The sequence below is a fragment of the Gabonia massiliensis genome (genome assembly GCF_001403595.1).
In the GTDB taxonomy this organism is placed as follows: Bacteria; Bacteroidota; Bacteroidia; order Bacteroidales; family Coprobacteraceae; genus Coprobacter; species Coprobacter secundus.
This window is the reverse complement of the sequence record NZ_LN877940.1, coordinates 482,958-508,785: the sequence shown is the minus strand read 5'-3', so window position 1 is coordinate 508,785 and position 25,828 is coordinate 482,958. Positions and strand designations below refer to the sequence as shown.

Sequence of the window (25,828 nt, the reverse complement as noted above, 5' to 3'; positions counted from 1 at the left end):
AAATCCTCTCAAGGATAATTCTTAAATTGGAGAAGGAAACAATAAGCAGTGCGACAAACAGAATCAAGGATAAAGACCGGAAAAAAAGTCAGAAAACAGACTAAATTACTTTATCAAAAAAATGAAATCAACCCTATGACTACCTATTGAAATAAATATCTAATATTTTTATTTATCATGAAAACTAAATTTATAATTTTTCTTTTGCTCTATTGTACTGGTTCTTTGTGTGCCCAGACTCTTACCATTGGCAGCTACAACCTAAGAAACAAAAATGACTGGGATACCTCCAACGGCAACGGATGGGACCAACGCCTACCCTACATCTGTGGATTGATACGTACCAATTTTTTTGACATCATAGGGACCCAAGAAGTTCTTAATAGTCAACTAAATGACTTACTAAAAGGTCTACCCGAGTACAACTATATCGGTGTAGCCCGAGATGATGGTAAAACCCAAGGAGAATATGCGGCTATATTTTACAGAAAAAGTCGTTTGAAACTATTAGAAAATGGGAATTTCTGGTTATCCGAAATCACCGACCGCCCCAATAAAGGTTGGGATGCGTCCTTGCCAAGGATTTGCACATGGGGAAAATTTCAAGAAATAAAAAGCAAAAAGCACTTTTGGTTTTTCAATTTACATATGGATCATATAGGAATAGAAGCTCGAAAAGAAAGTGCCAAACTTATATTGAAAAAGGTAAAAGAAATGTGCGATGACGATATCGTTATCCTCACCGGTGATTTTAATGTAGACCAGCATAGCGACAGTTACAAACTACTGCACAACTCTAATCTACTAAATGATTCTCACGAAGTAGCAGACATACGTTACGCTCCGAACGGAACATTTAATGACTTCAACCCTACTCTATTCACTGAAAGCCGAATAGATCATATTTTTGTAACAACACCTGTAAAAGTAAAATCATACAGTGTATTGACTGATACATATCGCGTTCCGGTAGCAGAAAGTAATAAAAATCTAAAATCTGGAAATTTTCCCAAAGAAGTTTCTTTAAAACAATATGAAATACGTGTACCCTCCGACCATTATCCGGTCAAAGTTCTTATCGATATAGCAAAAAATAATAAAAAGAAAGCGCACTAACAACTATTAGTGCGCTTATCAGAGCGGGAAACGGGACTCAAACCCGCGACCCTCAGCTTGGAAGGCTAATGCTCTATCAACTGAGCTATTCCCGCAAAAATGTGGGCGAAGATGGATTCGAACCACCGAAGTCGTAAGACAGCAGATTTACAGTCTGCCCCATTTGGCCACTCTGGTATTCGCCCGTCCCAAATGCGGAGCAAAGGTAGAAATTTTATTTTAACTTGCAAACAAAATCGTGCATTTTTATTGCAGTAATTGCTGCTTCGACTCCTTTGTTACCATGAACACCTCCGGCTCTATCAAGAGATTGTTGCATCGTATCGGTAGTTAACACCCCAAATATAAAGGGAATACCAAACATTGTATTCAATTTTGTAATGCCAATCGTCACTCCCTGACATACATAATCAAAATGTGGCGTATCACCCCGGACAACACAACCTAACACGATTACGGCATCAGGCTCATATGTCTCAGCCATCTGTTGAGCGCCAAATGTCAGTTCAAATGTCCCGGGAACCCGTGCGACCAAAATATTTTCACTTTTCACACCATTTTTTTCCAATGCATCACATGCTCCTTCAAGCAGCTTTTCAGTCACATTTGCATTCCATTCTGCACACACGATTGCTACACGCATATCCGATGCATCGGGAACCGAAGCCGGATCATAAGAAGACAGATTTTGATAAGCTGTTGCCATAAAAATTGTATCTATAATAATTTAATTTTAACTCAATAAAAAAGCCACCTTGGCAAAGGTAGCTTTTTTGTACTTATTTTAAAAATTCAATTTTATTTTCCTGCCTCTTCGTCACGAACGATATACTTCTCTATATCCTGATTTGACATTGATTTTGGATAAGAATTTTTTATTTTCTGGTACATTTCCAATGCCTTTTTCTTATTTCCCAACTTTTCATAAACAGTTGCTGCTTTTTTCAGATAAATAGGGCTTAGCATATCATTATCGGCTTTCTTCGCTGCTCTTTCAAAATATCCGACACCTTCTTCATATTTATCCATATTCACATAGCAATCTCCTATTGTACCGATAATTGCCGGAGAGATAAACTCTTCATCAGCATCAAAATTTTTCAAATAAGTAATAGCCTCATCATATTTACCCAGATTATATAAACTCAACCCTGAATATGCAGCAGCCAAATTTCCGGCTTTGGTAGAACTATATTCATCTGCTATTGCCTTAAAACCAATAAAATCGGCTTCATTTCCTTGTAATGCCAATTGGAATGAATCTTTTTCGAAATAAAATACTCCTTTATACATTTCTGCCTGAGCTTTATTTTCGCGAGGCAAAACATAAAAATGACGAACACCGATAATTGCCGATACAATAATAACAATAGCTAAAAGTCCCAATAAAATAGGTTTCTGATACTGTTGTATAAATTGTTCTGAACTGCTAAGAGCGGCGTTTACTTTATCCAACTCGTCTAATTCTTTCTTTTCGTGTGACATATTTCTTTTTATTTATTTCTATAAAACTGTAAGTATAAAGGTTTAATTGGTTGACAAAAGTAATTTATTTCTGTATATAAATAAAATTTCCGCCCTACTTTTTTATATCTGCTACCTTAATATCTCGTTTTTAGCCTGTTTTCACATATTGGAAACTCAAAAAGTAAAAAACTTTATGTACGTTTGCAACAATAAATTTTATTAAAAATGATATTGAATCGCCTTTCTATTCTAAACTTCAAAAATATTGCGCAAGCCGATTTGGAATTATCATCGGGTATCAACTGTTTTTTAGGTAATAATGGAATGGGCAAAACAAATCTTCTCGATGCAGTATACTACCTCTCATTCTGTAAAAGCAGTACGAATGTCATCGATTCGCAAAATATCAAACATGAAGAGAACTTTTTCATGCTGCAAGGATATTATGACAGAGACGGAGTGCCTGAAGAACTATACTGCGGGTTGAAACGAAAACAAAAAAAACAGTTCAAACGAAATAAGAAAGAATACAGCCGCTTGTCTGACCATATTGGATTCGTGCCCTTGGTATTGGTCTCACCGGCCGATTCCGAACTTATAAGAGGCGGGAGTGACGAACGACGGAAATTCCTCGATTTGGTAATTTCTCAATTCGATAAAGATTACCTAAACACACTTATCCGGTATAATAAAGCTTTGGCCCAACGCAATGCCTTACTGAAAGACGAAGTTACCGAAGCATCGCTATACGAAATCTGGGAAGAACAAATGGCTCTATATGGCTTGTCAATCTATAACTCACGCAAGGCCTTCTTACAAGAGTTTATCCCCGTTTTTCAAGAATTTTACAATTATATTTCCATCGGTAGTGAAGAAGTAAAATTAGAATATACATCCGACATTGCGCAAGGTGACCTATCAAAGCAACTCGCGTCAGTCAGAGACAGAGACCGTATTTTAGGTTATACTACCCGGGGTATTCATCGGGATGATTTGGAGATGAGGTTAGGCGAATATCCTATGAAACGAATTGGGTCACAAGGACAAAACAAAACGTTTTTAGTAGCTCTTAAACTTGCTCAGTTTGATTTCCTAAATAAAAACGGCACAACTCCTATACTTCTTCTCGATGATATCTTCGACAAGTTAGATGCCCACCGAGTAGAAAGAATCATAAAACTCGTCTCAGGGGAGCGTTTTGGCCAAATATTCATTACAGATACTAACCGGAAATATCTCGACGAAATTATCAAACAGACAGGAAACAGTTATCATTTGTATAATGTCGATAACGGAAATATAACTCGAAACAAGGAGGATGCTTTATGAAAAAACAAGAAGCTCAATCTATCGGTGAAATAATTTCCCAGCTATTAAAAGACCAAAATCTCGATGTAAAGTTAAACGAAACGAAACTCATAAAGTCTTGGAATAGTCTTCTCGGCGATTCTGTCGCCCGCTATACGACAAAACTCTATATACACAATCGCATATTATATGTGCAACTATCATCTGCAGTACTTCGTAACGAATTGAGCATGTGTCGAAATATGCTGATACAACGTTTGAACAAATACATAGGCACGGAAGTTATTACTGACATAATCTTTAAATAAAAACAATTATAAAATGGAAACTCCAAAATTTAGACATATCGTCCCCCTACAAATAAGATTCAATGATATCGATGCCTTAGGGCATCTCAACAATTCTGTATATTTTTCTTTTTACGATTTGGGAAAAGCCTCTTACTTCGAAACGGTAAAAGGAAAAGAAATCGACTGGAAAGATGCAGATATCGTCATTGCTAATATACACGCAGACTTCTTCTCTCCGGTATTTTTTAAAGATACCATCGCCGTACAAACCACCGTCGCAGAAATAGGCAATAAGAGTATGCGGGTTTTACAACAAATTATCAACACCCAAACAAACGAAATAAAAGCTGAATGCAGTACTATCATGGTCGGGTTCGACGTCAAACTATCTACTGCTAAAGAAATCTCTGAAAACTGGAGAAAATGTATAAGTCAATACGAAGGTAGAGACCTGAGCCGTAAATAGGCTCACTCTATCAATTATCGATACTTTGAGACTCTCCATAAACAGATGTTTCCGATATTGAGTTTGCCAACCGTTCGTTTTGCACATACAAATACGACGAATATCCGTAAGGCAGGCAATACACATCATCATTTATATCATCAAAACACAAAGGTACATGTAGCTCTCCCTGTCCGTTGACAAACCCAATCTTATTATCACTCTGAACAACCGCTACTTTCCCGGTAAAGGATACAGAATTTTCATATTGAGGCATTATCTTCATTTTACCCTTTTTATCGATAAAGCCCCACTTTCCGTTCAGTAGAACAGGAGCCAATGCAAACCCATTAAACGGCCGTACAGCATCATATACGGCATCAATAATTACGCGACCATCTTCATCACACCAACCCCACTTCTTTCCTTGCCGAATCATATAATTATTACTATCTACAGACATTGCATCAAAACGAGGAGTAACGACATATTTCCCGTCACGACCTATCAGCCCGCATTTTCCTCCAACTTGGACAATCGCCTTTTGGTTAGAGTCAAACCTCAGATTCCCCGATTCATATGGGTTATTATAATCTACCCTATTAAAATCTTTCTCAAATAAAGCAGGGATAACCATCGCTCCCGAACAATCTATAAATCCCCACTTCCCTTCCACCGTACGCACAGCAGCCAAACCATGAGAAAACAAATCGGCATCAATATATTGGGGTATAACTATAATTTCTCCTTTTTTATTGATATACCCGAAAAGTGGAGCATTTCGATTTTTTATAACTGAAAAAAGGGCCATCTCATCAAAAAAAGTACTTACAGAAAAAGCACTGTCCAAAACTATCTCAACTTCTCCTGACGTATTAATCGCTTGAGGTACATCCCCCGGAAGAACCACCCATGCCAAACCTTCATTAAAGCACGTCGCCTGGCTGTATCGGGCAGGTATCACAAAATCACCTTCCCTATCAATATAGCCATAATATGTGTTATTCCCTTCTTCTATGGATACGACCGCAAGGCCCTCTCTGAACAAAGATGCAGAACAAAAATTTTTATCAATGGCAACATTTCCATCTGCATCAATATATTGCCAATATTCTCCAGTCTGCACAGGATACAGCTCTATCCGATTCTTTTCACCTGTACAACCCCAAAGAATACAAAAGTATCCCAAAATCAAACTTCGGGTTATAAAATCCATCATAATTTTCATATTTACCGATGGTAAGAATGGTCTGTATCCACTATGACATAATATGATTGACCATCCAATGCATTAGAAATATAATCCCTACTGATTTTATCATATTGAGGATTTATTACATAACGTCCATCCTCATTTATAAAGCCTATACGAGTACCGGTCCACACAACAGCCTGTTTCCCTACAAAAGGCAACGCCATATCAAACTGACGTTTTATCTTGATTTTTCCCTTTCTGTTAATATAGGCCCATTTCCCATCTATCCGTACAGGAGCCAACGGTGCATCATAAAAATTAAAACCTTTCTCAAAACGAGGCTCTATAACTATAGAACCATCTTCATTGCACCATCCCCATTTTTTGTTCTTTTCTATCAAAAGCCATTTCCCGTCCGCACGCATATGACTGTATTCGGGAGCTACAACACCCTCACCTTTTTCATTAATTACTCCCCATAATCCATTCACACAGACAATTGCCCGATCTTCCCGATAAAAAGGCTTCACTTTATCAAACATATAATCGATAATCACCTCTCCTGTTTTATCGATATATCCCCATTTACCTTTTTCATTCATTACTGCAGCTTTCCCAAAAGAAAAACTTCCGGCATTCTTAAAATGAGTATCAATAATTGTTTCCCCATTACGATTTACAAATCCCCAAAAAGAGCCTTTGGGCTCTTTTACAGAATAGGCCGCCATACCCTCACTGAAACATAATACATTCTCTGCCTCACGGAGAGTAAACTTCAACTCACCTTTTTTATTGATGGCACACGGAGCCTCCCCCTGCTTAACGACCCATGCAAGGCCTTCGCTAAACACCGTAGCTCGTTTGTAAAGAGGCGCTACAACAAACTCCCCGTCTCCATCAATATACCCATATTTCTGTTCTCGACCCTGTGTCTGTACAAGTGCCAGATTTTCCCTAAAAAGAGAACTTTCCGAATACTTTCCCCAAAAAACTGATTCGTCATTATCGTTGATATAACGGCATGTATCTTCTGCCCATACAGGTACCAACGAAACAGAATCGATGCGACTTTTACCTTTATTTCCACAAGAAAAAGCTCCGAACACTATCAGCAAAAATAAAGATAAAAAACTTTTTTTTCCAAGAACAACCATAGGACTTATTATTTATGAGAAAATAAAATATTATACATATCACCTGCCTATACAAAGATACATCTTTTTTCAACACAAAAACGGAGAGTAATACATTTTTACCCTCCGCTCACAAAACTCTTTCCTTTATAAAAAATGCTATACAAGCTTGATTGTACCTACTTTATCATAAGTCTCAATATGTCTATTTCTCTTTTCTTCCAAAATTTCATTTACCGCAATCAATATGCCCGATTCCTCTACATCACCAAACTCATCATTGATTGCCGTCCCAAACATTTTCATCATAGGAGACAATCCCATATATGCATTTACCAACGGAGGAATATTATATCCCAAAGCCCGAACCTCTTGATTCAATATCCTATAATTTTCCTTAAAATCATCAGAGGGGAAAAGCTTCTCCATTTCCTTAACATCTGTAGTAGTCTGTAAAGGAGTACGCGGCCATACCAACTTTTCCTTATCAGGGAAATGTTTATTCAAAAAATAGAGAATCATATCCCGTCCACGTGTTGAGTAGCTCGGATACATAGTTACCTTTCCGAAAAAATATTCTATCTGCGGGTAATCTACGGTCAGAGCTCCCAATCCGTCCCAAAGATTATCTAAAACATATAAGCCCTTTGTTCCCGCCCGGGATGACTGATACTCCAAAGTTACGAACGAACGTCCGAGTTCAAGAGTATAAGGCATATATTCCTCTATAAATTTTTTAGAAAAATCAAACATATGGGAGGTTGCAATTATCGGCCTTCCGAGAGAGTCATATTTGACATTCTCCCCCAAAATAAAACGATATCCACCCAATATCTCCTCAGCCTCAGGATTCCAGACAATGAGCTGCTGGCACGGCTCCTCCATAGTATCATACTCATCAATATCACACGGCTTTCCCGTACCACCTCCCGCATAACGGAATGCAATTTCACGTAAACGCCCTATTTCTTTCAAAACATTGGGAGCATTATAACAATTAACGATATAAATTTCATTGTTTGCCTTACGCGTTTGGCGCATAAAACGTTCCGGAGTAAGTTCTGCCTTTATCAGTTTTTTATCCACCGGTGCTATTATCTCTTCCATAATACTGATAATTTTTCTATCATTTTTTTAAATCGTAAACCTGTTTTTTTACCTCCGTAGCCCACTGTCCCAAAGTCTTGGTCCGGTCGAATGTCTGCCAAGGTATCGGTTTACCAAAATATATAGTAAACGTTTTATTTTCACTTTTAAACATTTCGCTGGGTAAATATATCAACTCAATATTGAATTTCAGCCCTAACATTTTCCGAATTCTTGCAAAACGATAAAAGAATTTTGAGTTAAGACCATCAAAATATACCGGAACCACATCCCGTTGATATTGAATCGTTTTTGCGATGAATGTTTTCTTCCACTCTAAATCTTGTACTCCTCCCGGCTGCAACCGCGAACACAATCCGGCAGGAAATACTAAAATCTGATCATCTGACTCATAAGCCTTTCGTATCTCTTCGGCCGAGTCCTTTGCCTGTCCTCCATACTTATTAATAGGCAGAAAAACAGGAGCTAAGGGCTTCACATTCATCAATAAATCGTTGACCAGAAATTTTATTTTAGAATTATACTTGCTTCCTAAAACAGAAACTAAACTTATACCGTCGAGGCCTCCTAAAGGATGATTAGAGGCAAATGTGAAACGTCCCTTTTCCGGGATATTTTCTGTGCCGACAAGGTTGACGGTTACATTTAATTCATGAAGTAATGAATTTGCAAAGTCCACACCTTCATCTCCGTTATAAGTACGTAAGATGTAATTCATGCGCTCCTGGCAAATTGTCTTTTCAAGAAAACGGTAAGCGAACCCAGGGAGTTTTTTCCCCAGCCCCGGGGCTTTCGTCTTTATAATTCGCTCAATGTCTAATTGTAGCGGTAATTCTTTATCCATTTGACCTTTATACAAAAAGAAAGTGCACAAAAGTACATTATTTTTTTTAGAAAAATGCCAGTATTACACAATTCTGTTCTTTTTTTCGGAAATTATTATCGATTTGCCTCTTTTCAACGACTTTTTATACCATTTTTCATATCGCCTTTTTTTTAAATCTTTACAGAAAATAAACATTGCGAAATCCTTAATTATCAAAAACTAACTGTTGATAACTTTTACATAAAAAATCGCTCTTTTCGTAAAGACAGATAAAAGAATTATTTCTAACTTTACCTGCTAAATCCGAGATAGTTTTATTTTTAGGTGAAAATGACGCAAAATCCTATATATCACATACCTGCTTTGCTCAATGAATGCATAGACGGACTACACATTTCTCCTTCCGGGACATATGTTGATGTTACATTCGGTGGCGGTGGTCACTCCAATGCTATCCTGACACAGCTCAATGCATCAGGGCATCTCTATGCATTTGACCAGGATAAAGATGCCGAAAAAAATATTATCAAAGATTCCAGATTTACTTTTATAAGAAGTAACTTTCGATTTCTGAAAAACTTTATGCGTTATCATAATGTACAAGAAATCGACGGCCTATTAGCAGACTTAGGAGTTTCTTTTCATCATTTTGACGATGCTCAAAGGGGATTTTCATTCCGTTTCGATGGGAAACTTGACATGCGGATGAACAATCGAGGGGGAGAATCGGCAGCCGACGTAATCAATAACTACAATGAGGAACAACTCTCAGATATTTTTTATCTCTACGGAGAGTTAAAATCTTCACGAAAAATCGCATCTGCCATAGTCAAGGCTCGAAACAACAGAAAGATAACCGAAACTCATGAGCTTTTAGAAATTATACAGCCATTCATCAACCGAAAACAGGAAAAAAAAGAACTGGCTCAACTATTTCAAGCTCTACGCATCGAAGTAAATCACGAAATGGATAGTTTGAAACGATTGCTAATACAGTCGACAGAATTACTGAAACCAAGGGGAAGACTTGTCGTTCTTACCTATCACTCTCTCGAAGACCGAATAGTAAAAAATTATTTTAAAACCGGAAACTTTGAAGGAAAAATAGAAACCGATTTTTATGGACGGATAAATACTCCGTTAAAACAAATCAATAATAAAGTAATCACCCCCACGGAAGAGGAAATAGAAAAAAATCCTCGTTCCAGAAGTGCAAAGCTCAGAATAGCAGAAAAAATATAACTATCAGTTTCGACATATGGAAGAAGAGACAACAAATAATAAAGAGACAATAAATAATGATGCGCCAGAAGAGAAAAAAACGTTTATGCATTATATAAAAATTTTATATAAAGCCATGACCGATATTTTCAAAGGACGAGGTATTTCAAATGAAGTCCTTATAAATAGATGGAGAAGCATTGCCGTATTTATGATTCTTGTGCTCATTTATATAAGTAACAGATATACCTGCCAGCAAAAAATAGCCGAAATAGGCAGTTTGGAAAAGCAATTGACAGATATCCGGTACGAAGCTCTAACCTTGTCTTCTGAATTAATGGGCAGCAGTCGCCAATCACAAGTACAAGCACTGATAGAATCCAAAGGAATTTCTTTAGAAGAATCGAAACAGCCACCATTTAAATTGATAAAAAAAGCGACAGATAAATGACAGCAGATAAAGGTAACATATTGCTCCGTTATTCTATTATCATCATATGCATTCTTATTGTCTGTATAGCAATATTGACACGTGCCGGACGGACTATTTTCGTCGAAAGAGAGGAATGGCAGAAGAAAGCCGACTCCCTAAAAATCGAAAATGTTACTCTCTATCCCAATCGAGGGAATATATACGCGGCCGACGGTCGCCTGATGGCAAGCAGCATACCCCAATATTATCTGTATATCGATTTTAAAGCCGACGGGTTGAAGAAAGACACATTGATGAAATACATCAAACCTCTGAGCGAGGCCCTATCCAAAAAACTCGGAGACCGTTCCCCTCTCGGGTATGAAAAACATTTGTTGAACGGATATAGAAAAGGAAGCCGCCAATATCCGATTTGCAGAAAAAGAGTTTCATATACCGACATGAAAGAAATAAAGACTTTCCCATTCCTAAGAATGAGTCCTAATAAAAGCGGTTTTTATACCAAACGCATGGTAAGAAGAATCAAACCTTTCGGTTCATTAGCTTCCCGGACAATCGGTGACATATACGGTGAATATGAAAAGGGAGGGAAAAATGGCATCGAATTGGCCTATGACTCTCTCTTAAGAGGGAAACCGGGCTCTTGCACCAAACAAAAAATACGAGGCAGATGGGTAAATATAGCCAATAAAGAACCTATCAATGGATTAGATATCCATACGACCATCGATATCAACATCCAGGATATTACCGAGAAATCCCTTATTGAGATGTTAACAAAAACAGACGCAGAATCTGGCACTGCTGTGGTTATGGATGTAAAAACCGGAGAGGTAAAAGCAATTACCAATATAGGTAAAAATTATGCCGGAGTCTATGCAGAAACAAGGAATCATGCCGTCGCTGACGAATTGGAGCCGGGATCAACGTTCAAAGTCGCATCCATGATGGTCGCATTAGATGCAGGTGTTGTCAGACCCGACGATCCGGTAGATACTGGGAACGGAATATTTATGTATGCAGGCTCACGAATGACCGACCATAATGCACACAAAGGAGGTTACCATGTAATAACCGCAGCTCAATCAATCTGGTATTCTTCAAACATCGGTGTAGCTAAAATCATACTCAACGGATTCGGGAAAAGGCCGCAAGATTTCGTTGACGGTCTGTATGCCATAGGTCTGAACAAAACGGTAAAATTAAACATACCGGGAGAGGGGCATCCAATCATCAAACATCCGATAAAAGACCGGAAAAACTGGTCCATGACATCTCTGCCGTGGATGTCATTCGGATACGAAACCCAGATTCCTCCTATTTATACCCTAATGTTTTATAATGCCATCGCTAATGGAGGAAAAATGATAAAACCCATCTTCGTAAAAGAAATATGCAAAGACGGGGTAAGCTTACAAAAGATGAGTACTGAAATTATAAACCCGCAAATATGCAAACCTGCAACATTGTCGATTATCCAACAAATGCTGGAAGACGTCGTAACGAAAGGTACAGCTAAAGCCGTGCTTTCTGACTATATAAAAATTGCAGGGAAAACAGGTACGGCGCAAATAGCTCAAGGAAGCGCCGGATACCGCGGTGCCGGGAAAAAACATCGTGTATCGTTTTGCGGATATTTTCCTGCAGATAATCCCCAATATTCGGCAATCGTAGTAATAACAGCCCCCCGTATCGGTTATCCTTCCGGAGGAACGATGTCTGGTGGAGTAGTAAAAAACATCGCTGAGCAGATTTATGCCCAAGGAATACAATCCGCCATTACCCCCAACCAACCGGACACTGTTCACAGCCATTTGCCCCGTATCAAAAATGGTAATTTCAAGCAAACGGTCTTCGCCTGCGATAAAATGAATCTCTCTTACGAAGATTTCGTCCGAGACGAGAGCTGGACAAAAGTCAGTGACGACACTCATAAAGTCCTCCTAAAAGGGCTATCGATAGAACCGAAAACCGCACCAGATGTTATGGGTATGGGAGCTCGGGATGCCATATATTTACTGGAGCAAACAGGATTGAAAGTCTCTTTTTCAGGAAAAGGGCGAGTAATAAGCCAATCCATTCCTCCAGGACGTAACATTGTCAAAGGGCAGACGATTGCAATAGTTTTAAAATAAAAAATTCACACCGGAGATATTCTGGTTTTATATAATAAATGAATATAGGAATGACATTAGAAAGATTAGTACAACACATTACCGTAAAACAAATTTATGGTAAACCTGACATAAATATAGAAGGTATAGATTCCGATTCCCGAAATATCAAAGACAAATATCTTTTTATTGCCGTAAAAGGTACATCGGTCGACGGACATGAATTTATCGATAAGGCAATAGAACAAGGAGCAACTGCAATCGTATGTGAAAGCTTGCCACAAAAAATATCAGACAAAGTTGTTTATATTCAGACGAATGACAGTGCCGAAGCATTAGGACGATTGGCCTCGGCCTGGTATGGAGAGCCATCAAAAGAACTGACATTGGTCGGTGTAACCGGTACTAACGGTAAAACGACAACGGCTACTTTACTATATGAATTGTTCCGTCTTTTCGGTGAAAAAGTCGGGTTACTGTCTACTGTATGCAACTATATCGACACCCTTGCCATACCAGCGACACACACGACACCCGACCCCCTCAGCCTGCACAAATTATTGAGAGAAATGGTAGATGCAGGGTGTACCTATGCTTTTATGGAAGTAAGCTCTCACTCTGCCCATCAGAAAAGAATCGCTGGACTCGACTTTGATGGTGCCATTTTTACAAATCTGACTCGCGACCATCTGGATTATCACAAAACAGTAGATGCCTATTTGAAAGCAAAAAAGATGTTTTTTGATGATCTGAAAAAAGAGGCCTTTGCCCTCGTCAATCTGGATGACAAATCAGGGCTGGTCATGCTACAAAATACCCGAGCCCAAAAACATACATATTCTCTACGCACATTGGCAGATTTTAAAGGACGCATTATCGAAAGTCGTCTCGACGGTACTACACTCGAACTAAACGGGCGAGAAGTAGAAGTACAATTTGTGGGAAAATTCAATGCCTACAATTTACTGGCTGTTTATGGTGCTGCCTGCCTTTTAGGAAAAGATGCCGAGGACATCCTTGTAAAAATGAGTCTGCTGGTTCCGGTTGCCGGACGTTTTCAAACATTACATGCCCCTGAAAAATATACAGCTATCATAGACTATGCTCACACTCCCGACGCATTAAACAACGTACTCGGGTCCATCAAGGAAGTTATTGGAGACAAAGGTCATATCATTACTGTAGTAGGAGCAGGAGGAAACCGAGATAAAGGAAAGCGCCCTCTTATGGCCCAAGAAGCCGTAAATGCCAGTGACAAAGTAATATTGACATCTGACAATCCTCGCTTTGAAGAACCCGGAGATATACTGAACGATATGTTAGCCGGATTGGATTCTATTCAAAGGAAAAAAGTTCTTTCCATTGCAGACCGGCGAGAAGCCATACGTACCGCAACTCAGTTTGCACAACCCGGAGATGTCATTTTAATTGCCGGAAAAGGACATGAAGACTACCAAGAGATAAAAGGTGTGAAACACCATTTTGACGATAAAGAAGAAGTAGAAAAAATTTTTCGGGGAGAAATGTAATATCGATGTAAAAAAATAAAAATATATACGAATATGTTATACTATTTGTTCCATTACCTTGACCAATTAGACTTTCCCGGAGCGGGGATGTTCAAATATATTTCTTTCCGTTCAGGAATGGCACTTATCTTTTCGCTGTTTATATCTACGATTATCGGGAAAAAAATTATCGATAAACTCCAATACATGCAAATTGGAGAAATAGTCAGAGACCTCGGATTAGAAGGGCAGATGAGTAAAAAAGGAACCCCAACTATGGGTGGAATTATCATTATCATTGCCATAATCATACCATGCCTTCTATTTGGTCGCCTCGAAAATATATATATGCTTTTAATGCTCATCACAACGGTATGGCTGGGTGCTATCGGATTCCTCGACGATTATATAAAAGTATTCAAAAAAGATAAAGAAGGGCTGCACGGGCGCTTCAAAATCATCGGACAAGTCGGCTTAGGATTAATCGTAGGGCTAACCTTATATTTAAGTCCCGATGTTGTAATTCGAGAAAATGTATATGCCAAAAATACCAATAACGAAGAGGTTATAAAATACATGCCCGAAAATATAAAATCCACACAGACCACCATTCCATTTTTAAAAAATAACAATTTTGACTATGCTGATTTGGTTCCATTTTTAGGAGAAAATGCTCAAATAGCCGGATGGATAATTTTCATATTAGTAACTATTTTCATTGTAACAGCAGTCTCCAACGGAGCAAATCTTACAGATGGACTCGACGGATTAGCTACCGGAAGCTCTGCCATAATCGGAGTTACACTTGGCATTTTGGCCTACCTCTCAGGACATATTGCCTATGCGTCATACTTGAATATTATGTATATTCCCGGGACAGAGGAGCTTGTCGTATTCGCAAGCGCTTTTATCGGAGCGACAATCGGGTTCCTATGGTACAATGCATTCCCAGCACAAGTGTTCATGGGTGATACCGGAAGTCTTACGTTAGGTGGTATAATCGCTGTATTTGCCATACTGATACACAAAGAATTATTAATTCCGGTTCTTTGCGCCATTTTCTTGGTAGAGGACCTTTCGGTAATGATACAAGTAGCCTACTTCAAATTTACCAAGAAAAAATACGGAGAAGGCAGACGGTTTTTCAAAATGGCTCCCTTACATCACCATTTTCAAAAACAAGGAAATTCGGGAATAGATGCCATTATACAACGGCCCTTCCGAGCTATTCCCGAATCTAAAATTGTAGTGCGATTTTGGATTGTAGGCATTATATTGGCTGTAATCACTATCGTAACATTAAAAATGCGATAATAAAAACAACGTTTTTTAAGATAAGAAAAAATGAGTAAACGAATTGTTGTTTTAGGAGCTGGAGAAAGCGGTGCAGGTGCTGCCGTACTGGCCAAGGTAAAAGGATTCGACGTCTTTGTGTCAGATATGTCGCTTATCAAAGACAAATATAAAAACCTTCTCAATCAGTATGATATCGTTTGGGAAGAAGGGCATCACACACAAGAACTGATACTCAACGCCGATGAAGTAATAAAAAGTCCCGGAATACCCGAAAACGCCCCTATAATAGAGGCTTTACGGGAACGGAATATCCCTGTCATTTCAGAAATAGAATTTGCCGGACGATACACGCATGCCAAAATGATATGCATAACCGGCAGTAACGGCAAAACAACGACAACATTACTGACTTACCATATACTCAAAAACGCCGGGCTCAATGTAGGGCTTGCCGGAAACGTAGGGCAGAGCCTTGCTTACCAGGTAGCGACACAAAATTACGATTACTATGTCATAGAGTTGAGCAGTTTTCAACTTGATAACATGTACAATTTTAAAGCCAATATTGCCATTTTACTGAACATAACCCCCGACCACCTTGACCGATATGGATACAATATGCAAAACTATATAGATGCAAAATTCCGTATCACTCAGAACCAAACGGAAGACGATGTATTCATTTATTGGAATGACGATCCAGTCATATCAAAAGAATTGAAAGCCCATCATCTCAAAGCAAAGCTATTCCCGTTTGCGGAAACCCACGAAGATGGAGTCAAGGCTTATAAAAAAGATCATGATATCATTATAGAGGCTCCAGATACCACTTTTTCTATAACTGACCAGGAACTCGCATTACAAGGCAGGCACAACCTGTTCAACTCAATGGCTGCCAGCATTTCGGCCAATGTCCTGGACATAAAGAAAGAAGACATCCGCGCAGCATTGAGTGATTTCCAGGGAGTGGAACACCGGCTTGAAAAAGTTGCACGTATCCGGGGAGTAGAATTCATCAATGACTCAAAAGCGACCAATGTAAACTCCTGCTGGTATGCATTAGAAAGTATGAGAACCAAAGTGGTCCTGATTTTAGGAGGGAAAGATAAAGGTAACGATTATACCGAAATAGAATCACTGGTACACGATAAAGTAAAAGCTATCATTTGTCTGGGAGTCGATAATAGCAAACTTCATGCTTTTTTTGACGGAAAAGTAGATACAATACAAGATGCCTCATCCATGAAAGAAGCCGTCGATAAAGCTTTTGCCGTGGCTCAACCGGGTGATACCGTATTACTATCTCCTTGCTGCGCCAGTTTCGACTTATTCAAAAGTTACGAAGACCGAGGTACTCAGTTCAAAGAATGCGTTAAGAACTTATAAACTCAACAATAGATATGGAAGGAATCAAATCTATCCCCAAAGGAGATAAATATATTTGGGGTATTTATTTTGTCCTTTGCATTATTTCCATTTTGGAGATATATAGTGCATCGAGCACCCTGACTTACAAGATACAGGATTATTTTGCACCCACTGTAAGACATGCATTATTTCTGTTTTGCGGAACAATAGGTGTGCTCATTATACAAAATATCCATTATAAATGGTTCAAGGGAGTAGGTCTGCTCCTCTTGCTGATTTCTTTCATCTTGCTTATTTATGCCTTAGTTGCCGGACAAGTCGTAAACGATGCCAAACGGTGGATTTCCTTTTTCGGAATATCCCTTCAACCATCCGAGTTTGCCAAATTAGGAATGGTAATATTCACAGCTTTCATTCTGGCTAACAAACAACGGCCAAACGGTGTAGAAAAAAACACATTCACAATTATTTCTTGCACAGCCGGAGTATTCTGCCTGTTGATTTTTCCGGAAAACTTTTCAACAGCATTTCTTCTAGCATCTGTCATATTCTGTATGATGCTTATAGGTCGCGTAGAACTGAAAAAACTTTTCGGCATGGTAGGAATCATCGTTCTTGTGGGAGTACTTACATATCTCCTCGTACCTCATTTACCTAAGGAATGGACACTCTTTGATCGTGTGACCACTTGGGAAAACCGTGTCGACCAGTTCTTTCACGGCAGTGAAATACCCGAATATGAAGTCAAAACCGTAGATGGAAATTATCAGGTACATCATGCCCGTATGGCCATCGCCAACGGTGGAGTTTTCGGTAAATTCTGGGGAAACAGCCGAGAACGTGATTTCCTGCCACAAGCTTATTCCGACTTTATTTATGCAATTATAATTGAGGAAATGGGATACATTGGTGGCATATTTGTTATGTTCCTGTATATCTCTTTACTGATACGAGCAGGCATGATAGCGAAAAAATGTACTCGGGCATTTCCAGCATTTCTCATATTAGGAATTGCTTTAATGATTGTATTTCAGGCAATTATAAATATGGCTGTCGCTGTGGGGTTGATTCCTGTTACCGGGCAACCACTACCACTTATCAGCCGAGGCGGGACTTCCACCATCATTACATGTCTTTACTTCGGCATTATGCTAAGTATCAGCAGATATGCAACAATCGAAGGTATCGAAGAAGAGAAAAAATTAACCGGGACTGTAACCGAAATCCCAGAAGATCTTTCGGCTCCCAATCCCAATATGATGTAAAATATATATGGAAAATCATATCAAAGTACTCATTAGCGGCGGTGGTACCGGAGGACATATTTTTCCGGCCATCTCTATCGCCAATGCTATAAAAGCAAAAATACCTGATGCCGATATCCTCTTTGTAGGAGCAGAAAATCGGATGGAGATGGAAAAAGTTCCGGCAGCCGGATATAATATCATAGGTCTACCTGTTTGTGGATTTGATAGGAAAAACGTGCTTAAAAACTGCAAAGTCGTTGTTAAACTATTACAAAGTATAAATAAAGCCCGAAAAACAGTAAAACGATTCCAACCCGATATTGCTGTTGGAGTTGGAGGTTATGCCAGTGGTCCCACACTATGGGCTGCTGCACACATGGAAATACCGACAGTCATCCAAGAACAGAATTCGTACGCAGGAGTGACAAATAAATTGCTAGCATCCAAAGCAAAAAAAATTTGTGTCGCTTATGACAATATGGAAAAATTTTTTCCGAAAGAAAAAATTGTAATAACAGGAAATCCGGTTAGACAGGAATTACTCAACAAGACAATCAGCCAGGAAGAAGCTGTACGTTTCTTCAACCTTGACCCAGAGAAAAAAACAATATTAGTCATAGGAGGGAGCCTGGGAGCCCGCACTATAAATGAAAGCATACTTGATTGGATAACTCGGTCAAAATCCGATGAAGTACAAATCATCTGGCAAACCGGAAAAAACTTTGATGCAAAAGCTCAAAAAGCTTTATCTCAAAAAATTAGTCACCACATAAAGCAAATGCCTTTCATATCCCATATGGATATGGCGTATAAAGCTGCAGATTTGGTCATTTCCCGAGCTGGAGCAAGCTCCATATCCGAACTTTGCCTATTAGAAAAGCCGGTCATTTTAGTTCCATCTCCCAATGTAGCAGAAGACCACCAGACAAAAAATGCACAAGCCTTGGAATACAAAGGTGCTGCCATTCTCATTCGAGACAACGAAGCTCGAGACAAGCTCATGCAAACAGCATTGGCCGTCATAAGGGACAACGATAAGCTGAAAAATATGCAAGACAATATAAAAACGTTGGCTCAAGAAAATTCTGCTGCAAGAATCGCTGATATTATCATCCAAATTGTCAACGAAAGGAAAAAATAAAAATGGAAAATTTTACATCTCTTTATTTTATAGGAGCCGGAGGTATCGGCATGAGTGCCTTGGTACGCTATTTTTTAGCAAAAGGATACCATGTAGCCGGATATGACCGTACTCCCTCCGACCTCACCGAAGCCCTAATAAATGAAGGGGCAGAAATCGTGTATGATGAAAACTCCGCACTCATCCCCGAATACTGTCGCCATCCTAAAACAACACTGGTCGTATATACCCCTGCTGTACCGGAAAGCCACAATGGATTTTCATATTTTCGAGAAAACGGATTTACTATTGTAAAGAGAGCCAAACTTTTAGGTATGATTACCCGTACAAGCAAAGCGCTATGCTTTGCCGGTACTCACGGAAAAACAACAACTTCGAGCATGGCCGCGCATATATTGGCTCAATCACCCCTCGAATGTAATGCTTTCCTTGGCGGTATTTTGAAAAATTATAACAGCAACCTGATACTTTCCAATACCAGCGAATTTACCGTAATCGAAGCAGACGAGTACGACAGGTCGTTCCATCAATTATCTCCATATATGGCTGTAATTACAGCTACTGACCCCGACCATCTGGATATTTACGGTACGGAAGAGGCATATCTTGAGAGTTTCCGCTATTTTACATCATTGATACAACCAGGAGGAGCCTTAGTCATAAAAAAAGGTATCAAAGTACAGCCCGACGTGCAAAAGGGAGTGACTATATACCAATACTCGGCAGACAACGGGGGTGACTTTCATGCCCAGAATATTCGCATCGGAAAAGGAACGATTATATTTGATTTTGTTACTCCCAAAGAAGTTATTTCAGATATAGAGCTGGGAGTTCCGGTGAAAATCAATATAGAAAATAGTGTCGCTGCCATGGCCATCGCCTGGCTAAATGGTGTTGACGCAGTAGATATACGCAAGGCCATGGCATCTTTCAAAGGAGCAAAACGGCGTTTCGACTTTTGGCTGAAAACTGCCAATATAGTGATGATAGACGACTACGCTCATCATCCCGACGAACTAAAAGCCAGCATCACCTCTGTCCGAGCTTTATATCCTGACAAAAAAATCAGCGGTATCTTCCAACCGCACCTATATACCCGTACAAGGGACTTTTACAAAGAATTTGCAGCAGCACTGTCACTCCTTGACGAACTAATCTTATTAGATATATATCCGGCCAGGGAACACCCCATCCCCGGAGTTACATCCAAGCTCATCTTTGACAAAGTAACATGCAGCAATAAAGAACTTTGCCACAAAGATATGTTGTTAGAAAAAATAAAACAACGTAACTTTGAGGTCCTAATAACTCTTGGTGCCGGAGACATAGACCGGATGTTACCGGCGATAAAGGAGATATTGTCAGCCTGATGAAAAAGATATTTAAGTACATACTCGTAAGCCTGATGCCTATCTATTTGATTGTAACACTGGCCCTTTATGCTCCCGAAACCGGGAACATAAAATGCACACGCGTTCACATCGAGCTAGCAGACAGTCTGGAGACCCATTTCACTTCAGTAAAAGAGATTCAACGGGAAATTATGGATAAAGGAATAAACCCGATAGGAAAACTTTATTCACGAATAAACACCGAAAAAATGGAAAATGTACTTAAAAAAAATCAACTTATTGCCTCTGCCGAATGCTTCAAAACTCCATGCGGCACTGTACATATAAGACTGACCCAACGGATACCCATACTCAGAGTCATAAGTAACGGGGAAAATTATTATATCGACAAAGATGCCCAGATAATGCCTACTTCGGGAAACTTTACTGCATATCTTCCACTTGCTACAGGATACATAAATAAAGCATATGCAAAAAACAAATTATATCCTTTAGCCTGTTTTCTTGACCAAGATGAGTTCTGGAATGCTCAAATAGAGCAAATCTATGTCTCTCCTGAACAAGAGATTGAATTAATACCAAGAGTGGGTGATAATTTGATACTTTTAGGAAAAATAGATAACTTTGAACGGAAACTGGCAAATTTACGTTGTCTTTATGAACAAGCTCTGCCTAAAGTAGGTTGGAACAAATACGATACTATAAACATTAAATACGAAAACCAGGTGATATGCACCCGGAGAGCTTTATAACAAAACGCTATGGACGCAGAAAAATATATTGCAGCAATTGAACTCGGAACCTCGAAAATCATAGGTATAGTAGGGCAAAAAAACGAGGATGGCACTCTACAGGTGTTGGCAATCGAACGAGAAGAATCATCGGGATGCATAAAACGCGGATGTATTCAAAACGTAGAAGAAGCGGCCAACCGGGTAAAAAAAATCATTACAAAGTTAGGGAATCGAGTCCCTGGCTCCATCAATAAAATGTATGTTGGTGTCGGAGGACAATCGGTACGTACAATCAGCCACAAAGTACGCAGGCGCCTGGCCGAAGATACTCCGGTAACAGAAGTATTGATAAACTCTTTACATGCCGAAAGTCGTACATTCCCGGTATTCAACGCTGAAATCATGGATGTCGTCCCAAATGAATATTTAATAGACAATCATCTTGAAACTAATCCTGTAGGTACATTTTGCTCCGATATTGAAGCCAATTTGAAACTTATTATCGGGAGACCATCTATAAAGAAAAATATAGAACGGTGCCTATTCGAACGCAGCAAAATGCAAATTGCCGGCTACATCATCTCTGCACAAGCCACAGCAGCAGCATTGCTTACCAGTAATGAAAAAAGCTTGGGCTGCGCATTAATTGATTTCGGGGCCGGAACAACAACTTTGTCCATATATAAAGACGATTTGCTCCGATATATGATAACAATCCCATTCGGAGGGAAAAATATAACGAAAGACATCGGGACATTAAATGTTTTGGATACCGATGCTGAAAAACTTAAAATTGCATTCGGTAGTGCAATCAGCACTCCTATTACAGAAAAAGGCATTCGGCAATTAGGCATAGACGGACTCGATTCCTCAAAAATAAAATACCAGGACCTCTGCCATGTAATAGAAGCCCGTATCGAAGAAATTGTGGAGAATGTAAAAGAGCAAATTGACGCTTCGGGATACGCCGACCAGCTTTCGGCTGGAATTATTATTACCGGTGGGGCATCCCAGTTACGAGAACTACCCGAATTGCTTCACCAAAAAACCGGATTAGAAGTAAAAAGAGGTACTTTGCAAAAGAATATATCATTCGCCAACCGTACCGAAGCAGGAAATCCGGCATACTCTCAAGCAATAGGACTATTATTGCTCGGAGAAGAAAACTGTATGACTAAAAAAGTCTCCGTAACCGAGACTGAATCAGAAGTCGTTACACCTCCGGTTCAAAAAGAAAAACCGAAAAAAACGCCCAAGCCACCTAAAGATCCAGACGGTCCTTCTTGGTGGAAAAATCTAAAAAACAAGGCAGAACAACTTTTTGACGAAAATGATGCCAAACTTTCTTAATAACGAATCATAAAAACAAAAAAGTAATTTAACAATATACAACCATGGACGAATTGACGGATAACTTACCGTGGGATTTCCCCGGACCACAAAGTACTCCTTCCATTATAAAAGTAATCGGAGTTGGAGGTGGAGGTGGAAATGCTGTAAGCCATATGTATAAAGAGGGTATACAAGATGTAACGTTCGTCTTATGTAATACCGATAACCAAGCCTTGTTACGATCCGAAGTCCCCCGCAAAGTGCAACTGGGGAAAACAACGACCGAAGGCCTCGGAGCAGGGAACCGGCCTGAACGAGCTCGACTGGCGGCTGAAGAAAGCATCGATGAAATAAAAGACCTTTTCAACGATGGCACCAAGATGGTATTCATCACTGCCGGTATGGGAGGAGGAACAGGAACCGGAGCCGGACCAGTCATTGCAAAAATAGCAAAAGAGCTAGATATTCTTACTGTCGGTATCGTCACCATACCTTTCCTGTTTGAAGGAGAACGCAAAATATTGCAAGCACGCGAAGGAGTGAAAGAAATGGAACAATATGTCGACGCGCTATTGGTTATCAATAATGAGAATCTACGAAAGATATATCCCGACCTTGACTTTCTTAACGCCTTCGGCAAAGCCGATGATACACTGACTATCGCAGCCAAAAGTATTGCAGAAATTATCACAGTAGAGGGACATATCAATCTGGACTTTGCCGATGTAAACTCTATTCTCAAAAACGGAGGTAAAGCCATCATGAGCTCTGGTTACGGCTCCGGAGAGAAACGTGTATCAAAAGCTATTCAAGATGCCCTTAATTCTCCGCTTCTCAACGACAGCGATATATACGACGCTAAAAAGATACTATTCAACCTCTATTTTAGCAGTACCAACCAGATAAAAATGGAAGAAATAAACGAGGTAAACTCTTTCATGGCAAAATTTGGGAAAAATGTTGAAGTTATTTGGGGAGCAGCCATTGATGACAGTCTGGAAGAAACCGTAAAGATTATCATACTGGCTACAGGATTCAAAGACGGGGCATCCATGGCTTCACAAAACTTTATCGATCCGTTCGAACAGCAAAACGAAGAATCCTTCAATGATACACAAGATTCTATCACAGAGATGTATGGACCCGAAGCTGCAAAGGAAATAGAAAGGAACAGGGTCAGAGCATCTTTTATGATATTAAAAGCTGAGCAAATGGACGACGATGCTTTACTTGAATTGCTCGATAAGTCCCCTACATACAATCGCGACCCACAATTTGCTGCCCGTTTAGCCATCAACAGCAAATCGGGACAAAACAACGAATCGGCTCCGTCAGCACCCCAATCATCCGCCAATACGAATACAGCGGGAACAGCAGAAGGAACAATACGTTTTTAAAATAGTATAACATCATTAAAATCAGAATATAAAATGAATTTATTTGATCAAATCAGCAATGACATAAAAAATGCCATGCTGGCCAAAGACAAACTGAGACTGGAAACTTTAAGAGGAATAAAAAAAGAATTTCTGGAAGCAAAAACGGCTAAAGGTTCAGACGGTGAGCTATCTGATGACATAGCGATGAAAATACTGGTAAAAATGGTAAAACAGCGTAAAGACAGCGCTCAAATATATATAGAACAAAATCGTCCAGAATTGGCAGAAAGCGAATTAGGCGAAGCTAAAGTCATTGAAGAATATCTCCCGAAACAAATGACTGAAGCAGAACTGGAAGCCGAATTGAAAAATATTATCGCTGAAGTAGGTGCAACATCTGCCAAAGATATGGGAAAAGTAATGGGTGTTGCCAGTAAAAAATTGGCCGGACGTGCTGAAGGGAAGGCTATCTCTGCCAAAGTAAAAGAACTATTAGCCTGATAAATATCAGACATATCACAAATACAAACATCATATTTATATGTTAACACTGGCTGCAATAAAAGAAAATCAGGAAGAAATCGTCCGGAAATTAGCCAAAAAGCATTTCGATGCCAAAGAGCTTATTAATAAAGTATTAGATTTAGATAAAACTCGACGCAACTCACAATCCGAATTAGATGCACGTCTGGCAACTCTGAAAAATCTTTCGAGCCAAGTAGGTAAATTAATGAAAGAAGGGAAAAAAGAAGAAGCCGAAAAAGTAAAAACCGAAGTTGCCAGTTTAAAAGAAGGAAATGTTGCATTAGAATCGGCTATGAACGATGCAGAAAAACAGATTACTGATATTCTGCTTTCTATCCCGAATACTCCTTGTGATGCAGTTCCTGAAGGCCGTACTGCCGAAGATAATATTGTAGAAAAAAGTGGCGGAATAATTCCCGACCTTCCGGAAGACGCTCTTCCTCACTGGGAACTGGCAAAAAAATATGACCTCATCGATTTCGAATTAGGGGTAAAAATTACGGGAGCAGGATTTCCTGTATATAAAGGAAAAGGAGCTCGCCTTCAACGCGCTCTTATCAGCTTCTTTCTGGACAACGCCCGGGAAGCCGGTTACCTCGAAGTACAACCTCCTTACGTCGTAAATGCAGCATCTGGATACGGAACGGGGCAATTGCCCGACAAAGAAGGGCAAATGTACCATTGTAACGAAGATGACCTGTATTTGATACCGACAGCTGAGGTCCCGGTTACCAACCTGTACCGCGATGTTATTTTAAATGAATCGGATCTGCCTATAAAAAATACAGCATACTCTGCATGCTTCCGCCGAGAAGCCGGCTCTTACGGTAAAGATGTACGAGGGTTGAATCGTCTCCACCAGTTCGATAAAGTTGAGATTGTCCAGATACAACATCCTGACCATTCTTATGAAGCTCTTCAGGAGATGATTGACTATGTACAAACGTTAGTCGAAAAACTCGAACTCCCGTGGCACATCCTTCGCCTCTGCGGTGGAGATATGAGTTTCACATCTGCCATTACTTTCGACTTCGAAGTATTCTCCGCTGCCCAAAAACGTTGGCTGGAAGTAAGTTCGGTATCCAATTTCGAAAGCTACCAAGCCAACCGTCTGAAATGCCGTTTCAAAGGCACCGATAAAAAAACAAGACTGGTACACACTTTGAATGGCAGTGCTCTAGCTTTACCTCGTATAGTTGCCGCATTATTGGAAAATAACCAGACTCCCGAGGGTATACGTATCCCCAAAGCCCTAGTCCCTTATACGGGATTTGACATTATTGACTAATCT

The 25,828-nt window shown here is 39.5% G+C and carries 24 protein-coding genes and 2 tRNA genes; 18 read left to right on the top strand and 8 right to left on the bottom strand.

From position 1 onward, the window contains the following. Window positions 1-177 precede the first annotated feature (177 nt). Window positions 178-1,116, top strand: coding sequence for an endonuclease/exonuclease/phosphatase family protein (locus BN2628_RS12070; protein WP_055097439.1), 939 nt, complete (start codon window positions 178-180; stop codon window positions 1,114-1,116). A gap of 22 nt (window positions 1,117-1,138) precedes the next feature. On the opposite strand, the gene BN2628_RS12065 is transcribed toward BN2628_RS12070, so the two are convergent. The 4 genes from BN2628_RS12065 to BN2628_RS12050 all read right to left on the bottom strand — a co-directional run bounded on the left by BN2628_RS12065 (window position 1,139) and on the right by BN2628_RS12050 (window position 2,601). Next, window positions 1,139-1,211 (bottom strand) — tRNA-Gly (locus BN2628_RS12065). A gap of 7 nt (window positions 1,212-1,218) precedes the next feature. Beyond that, window positions 1,219-1,301, bottom strand: a tRNA-Tyr gene (locus tag BN2628_RS12060). 29 nt (window positions 1,302-1,330) lie between these two features. Then, window positions 1,331-1,822: a 6,7-dimethyl-8-ribityllumazine synthase gene (gene ribH, locus BN2628_RS12055; protein WP_021930819.1), complete on the bottom strand. Its 492-nt coding sequence runs from the start codon at window positions 1,820-1,822 to the stop codon at window positions 1,331-1,333. A gap of 92 nt (window positions 1,823-1,914) precedes the next feature. Next, a complete protein-coding gene (locus tag BN2628_RS12050; protein WP_055097435.1) occupies window positions 1,915-2,601 on the bottom strand; it encodes a tetratricopeptide repeat protein in 687 nt (228 codons plus the stop codon). Window positions 2,602-2,808: 207 nt separating this feature from the next. Here BN2628_RS12050 and recF point away from each other — a divergent pair, with 207 nt between their 5' ends. The 3 genes from recF to BN2628_RS12035 are packed head-to-tail and all read left to right on the top strand — an operon-like array spanning window position 2,809 to window position 4,647. Continuing rightward, a complete protein-coding gene (recF, locus tag BN2628_RS12045) occupies window positions 2,809-3,912 on the top strand; it encodes a DNA replication/repair protein RecF (RefSeq protein WP_021930821.1) in 1,104 nt (367 codons plus the stop codon). Beyond that, window positions 3,909-4,199, top strand: coding sequence for a DciA family protein (locus tag BN2628_RS12040; protein ID WP_021930822.1), 291 nt, complete (start codon window positions 3,909-3,911; stop codon window positions 4,197-4,199). The genes recF and BN2628_RS12040 overlap by 4 nt, the downstream gene beginning before the upstream one ends. A gap of 13 nt (window positions 4,200-4,212) precedes the next feature. Then, window positions 4,213-4,647, top strand: a complete 435-nt coding sequence (locus tag BN2628_RS12035) for an acyl-CoA thioesterase (protein ID WP_021930823.1) — start codon at window positions 4,213-4,215, stop codon at window positions 4,645-4,647. A 10-nt stretch (window positions 4,648-4,657) separates the two neighbouring features. On the opposite strand, the gene BN2628_RS12030 is transcribed toward BN2628_RS12035, so the two are convergent. The 4 genes from BN2628_RS12030 to BN2628_RS12015 all read right to left on the bottom strand — a co-directional run bounded on the left by BN2628_RS12030 (window position 4,658) and on the right by BN2628_RS12015 (window position 8,905). Further along, a complete protein-coding gene (locus BN2628_RS12030) occupies window positions 4,658-5,845 on the bottom strand; it encodes a WG repeat-containing protein (RefSeq protein WP_257606477.1) in 1,188 nt (395 codons plus the stop codon). 11 nt (window positions 5,846-5,856) lie between these two features. Beyond that, window positions 5,857-6,975 (bottom strand): WG repeat-containing protein, encoded by a 1,119-nt coding sequence (locus tag BN2628_RS12025; protein ID WP_055097428.1) that lies wholly within the window; start codon window positions 6,973-6,975, stop codon window positions 5,857-5,859. A gap of 138 nt (window positions 6,976-7,113) precedes the next feature. Beyond that, window positions 7,114-8,061, bottom strand: a complete 948-nt coding sequence (locus BN2628_RS12020) for a glycine N(alpha)-acyltransferase GlsB (protein ID WP_021930825.1) — start codon at window positions 8,059-8,061, stop codon at window positions 7,114-7,116. A 19-nt stretch (window positions 8,062-8,080) separates the two neighbouring features. Further along, window positions 8,081-8,905: a lyso-glycine lipid O-acyltransferase GlsA gene (locus BN2628_RS12015; RefSeq protein WP_055097424.1), complete on the bottom strand. Its 825-nt coding sequence runs from the start codon at window positions 8,903-8,905 to the stop codon at window positions 8,081-8,083. Window positions 8,906-9,217: 312 nt separating this feature from the next. Here BN2628_RS12015 and rsmH point away from each other — a divergent pair, with 312 nt between their 5' ends. Genes rsmH through serS form a run of 14 tightly spaced genes read left to right on the top strand, consistent with a single transcriptional unit; the run spans window position 9,218 to window position 25,825 of the window. Beyond that, complete coding sequence (gene rsmH, locus BN2628_RS12010) at window positions 9,218-10,129, top strand: 16S rRNA (cytosine(1402)-N(4))-methyltransferase RsmH (protein ID WP_055097422.1); 912 nt, start codon at window positions 9,218-9,220, stop codon at window positions 10,127-10,129. 16 nt (window positions 10,130-10,145) lie between these two features. After that, on the top strand, window positions 10,146-10,559 hold the full coding sequence (locus BN2628_RS12005; protein ID WP_021930828.1) for an FtsL-like putative cell division protein: 414 nt from the start codon (window positions 10,146-10,148) through the stop codon (window positions 10,557-10,559). Further along, the gene (locus BN2628_RS12000; protein ID WP_021930829.1) at window positions 10,556-12,676 is read left to right on the top strand and encodes a penicillin-binding protein; all 2,121 of its coding nucleotides are present in this window, start codon (window positions 10,556-10,558) and stop codon (window positions 12,674-12,676) included. Before BN2628_RS12005 ends, BN2628_RS12000 begins: the two co-directional genes overlap by 4 nt. A gap of 50 nt (window positions 12,677-12,726) precedes the next feature. Next, window positions 12,727-14,184: a UDP-N-acetylmuramoyl-L-alanyl-D-glutamate--2,6-diaminopimelate ligase gene (locus tag BN2628_RS11995; RefSeq protein WP_021930830.1), complete on the top strand. Its 1,458-nt coding sequence runs from the start codon at window positions 12,727-12,729 to the stop codon at window positions 14,182-14,184. Between the two features lie 33 nt (window positions 14,185-14,217). Continuing rightward, window positions 14,218-15,477: a phospho-N-acetylmuramoyl-pentapeptide-transferase gene (gene mraY / locus BN2628_RS11990; protein ID WP_021930831.1), complete on the top strand. Its 1,260-nt coding sequence runs from the start codon at window positions 14,218-14,220 to the stop codon at window positions 15,475-15,477. 30 nt (window positions 15,478-15,507) lie between these two features. After that, the gene (murD, locus tag BN2628_RS11985; protein WP_021930832.1) at window positions 15,508-16,845 is read left to right on the top strand and encodes a UDP-N-acetylmuramoyl-L-alanine--D-glutamate ligase; all 1,338 of its coding nucleotides are present in this window, start codon (window positions 15,508-15,510) and stop codon (window positions 16,843-16,845) included. Window positions 16,846-16,859: 14 nt separating this feature from the next. Beyond that, window positions 16,860-18,092 (top strand): FtsW/RodA/SpoVE family cell cycle protein, encoded by a 1,233-nt coding sequence (locus BN2628_RS11980; protein WP_021930833.1) that lies wholly within the window; start codon window positions 16,860-16,862, stop codon window positions 18,090-18,092. A 7-nt stretch (window positions 18,093-18,099) separates the two neighbouring features. Beyond that, window positions 18,100-19,215, top strand: coding sequence for an undecaprenyldiphospho-muramoylpentapeptide beta-N-acetylglucosaminyltransferase (gene murG, locus BN2628_RS11975; RefSeq protein ID WP_055097416.1), 1,116 nt, complete (start codon window positions 18,100-18,102; stop codon window positions 19,213-19,215). Between the two features lie 2 nt (window positions 19,216-19,217). Beyond that, window positions 19,218-20,585 carry a UDP-N-acetylmuramate--L-alanine ligase gene (gene murC / locus BN2628_RS11970; protein WP_055097414.1) on the top strand — a complete coding sequence of 456 codons (1,368 nt, stop codon included), beginning with the start codon at window positions 19,218-19,220 and terminating at the stop codon, window positions 20,583-20,585. Continuing rightward, window positions 20,585-21,319 carry a cell division protein FtsQ/DivIB gene (locus tag BN2628_RS11965; RefSeq protein ID WP_021930836.1) on the top strand — a complete coding sequence of 245 codons (735 nt, stop codon included), beginning with the start codon at window positions 20,585-20,587 and terminating at the stop codon, window positions 21,317-21,319. The genes murC and BN2628_RS11965 overlap by 1 nt, the downstream gene beginning before the upstream one ends. A gap of 9 nt (window positions 21,320-21,328) precedes the next feature. Next, entirely contained in the window at window positions 21,329-22,651 is a 1,323-nt protein-coding gene (ftsA, locus tag BN2628_RS11960; protein WP_021930837.1) for a cell division protein FtsA, read from the top strand. A 44-nt stretch (window positions 22,652-22,695) separates the two neighbouring features. Next, window positions 22,696-24,030: a cell division protein FtsZ gene (gene ftsZ / locus BN2628_RS11955; RefSeq protein WP_074024165.1), complete on the top strand. Its 1,335-nt coding sequence runs from the start codon at window positions 22,696-22,698 to the stop codon at window positions 24,028-24,030. A 33-nt stretch (window positions 24,031-24,063) separates the two neighbouring features. After that, complete coding sequence (locus BN2628_RS11950; RefSeq protein WP_021930839.1) at window positions 24,064-24,513, top strand: GatB/YqeY domain-containing protein; 450 nt, start codon at window positions 24,064-24,066, stop codon at window positions 24,511-24,513. Between the two features lie 40 nt (window positions 24,514-24,553). Beyond that, on the top strand, window positions 24,554-25,825 hold the full coding sequence (gene serS / locus BN2628_RS11945) for a serine--tRNA ligase (protein ID WP_055097411.1): 1,272 nt from the start codon (window positions 24,554-24,556) through the stop codon (window positions 25,823-25,825). The last annotated feature ends 3 nt before the right edge of the window (window positions 25,826-25,828 follow it).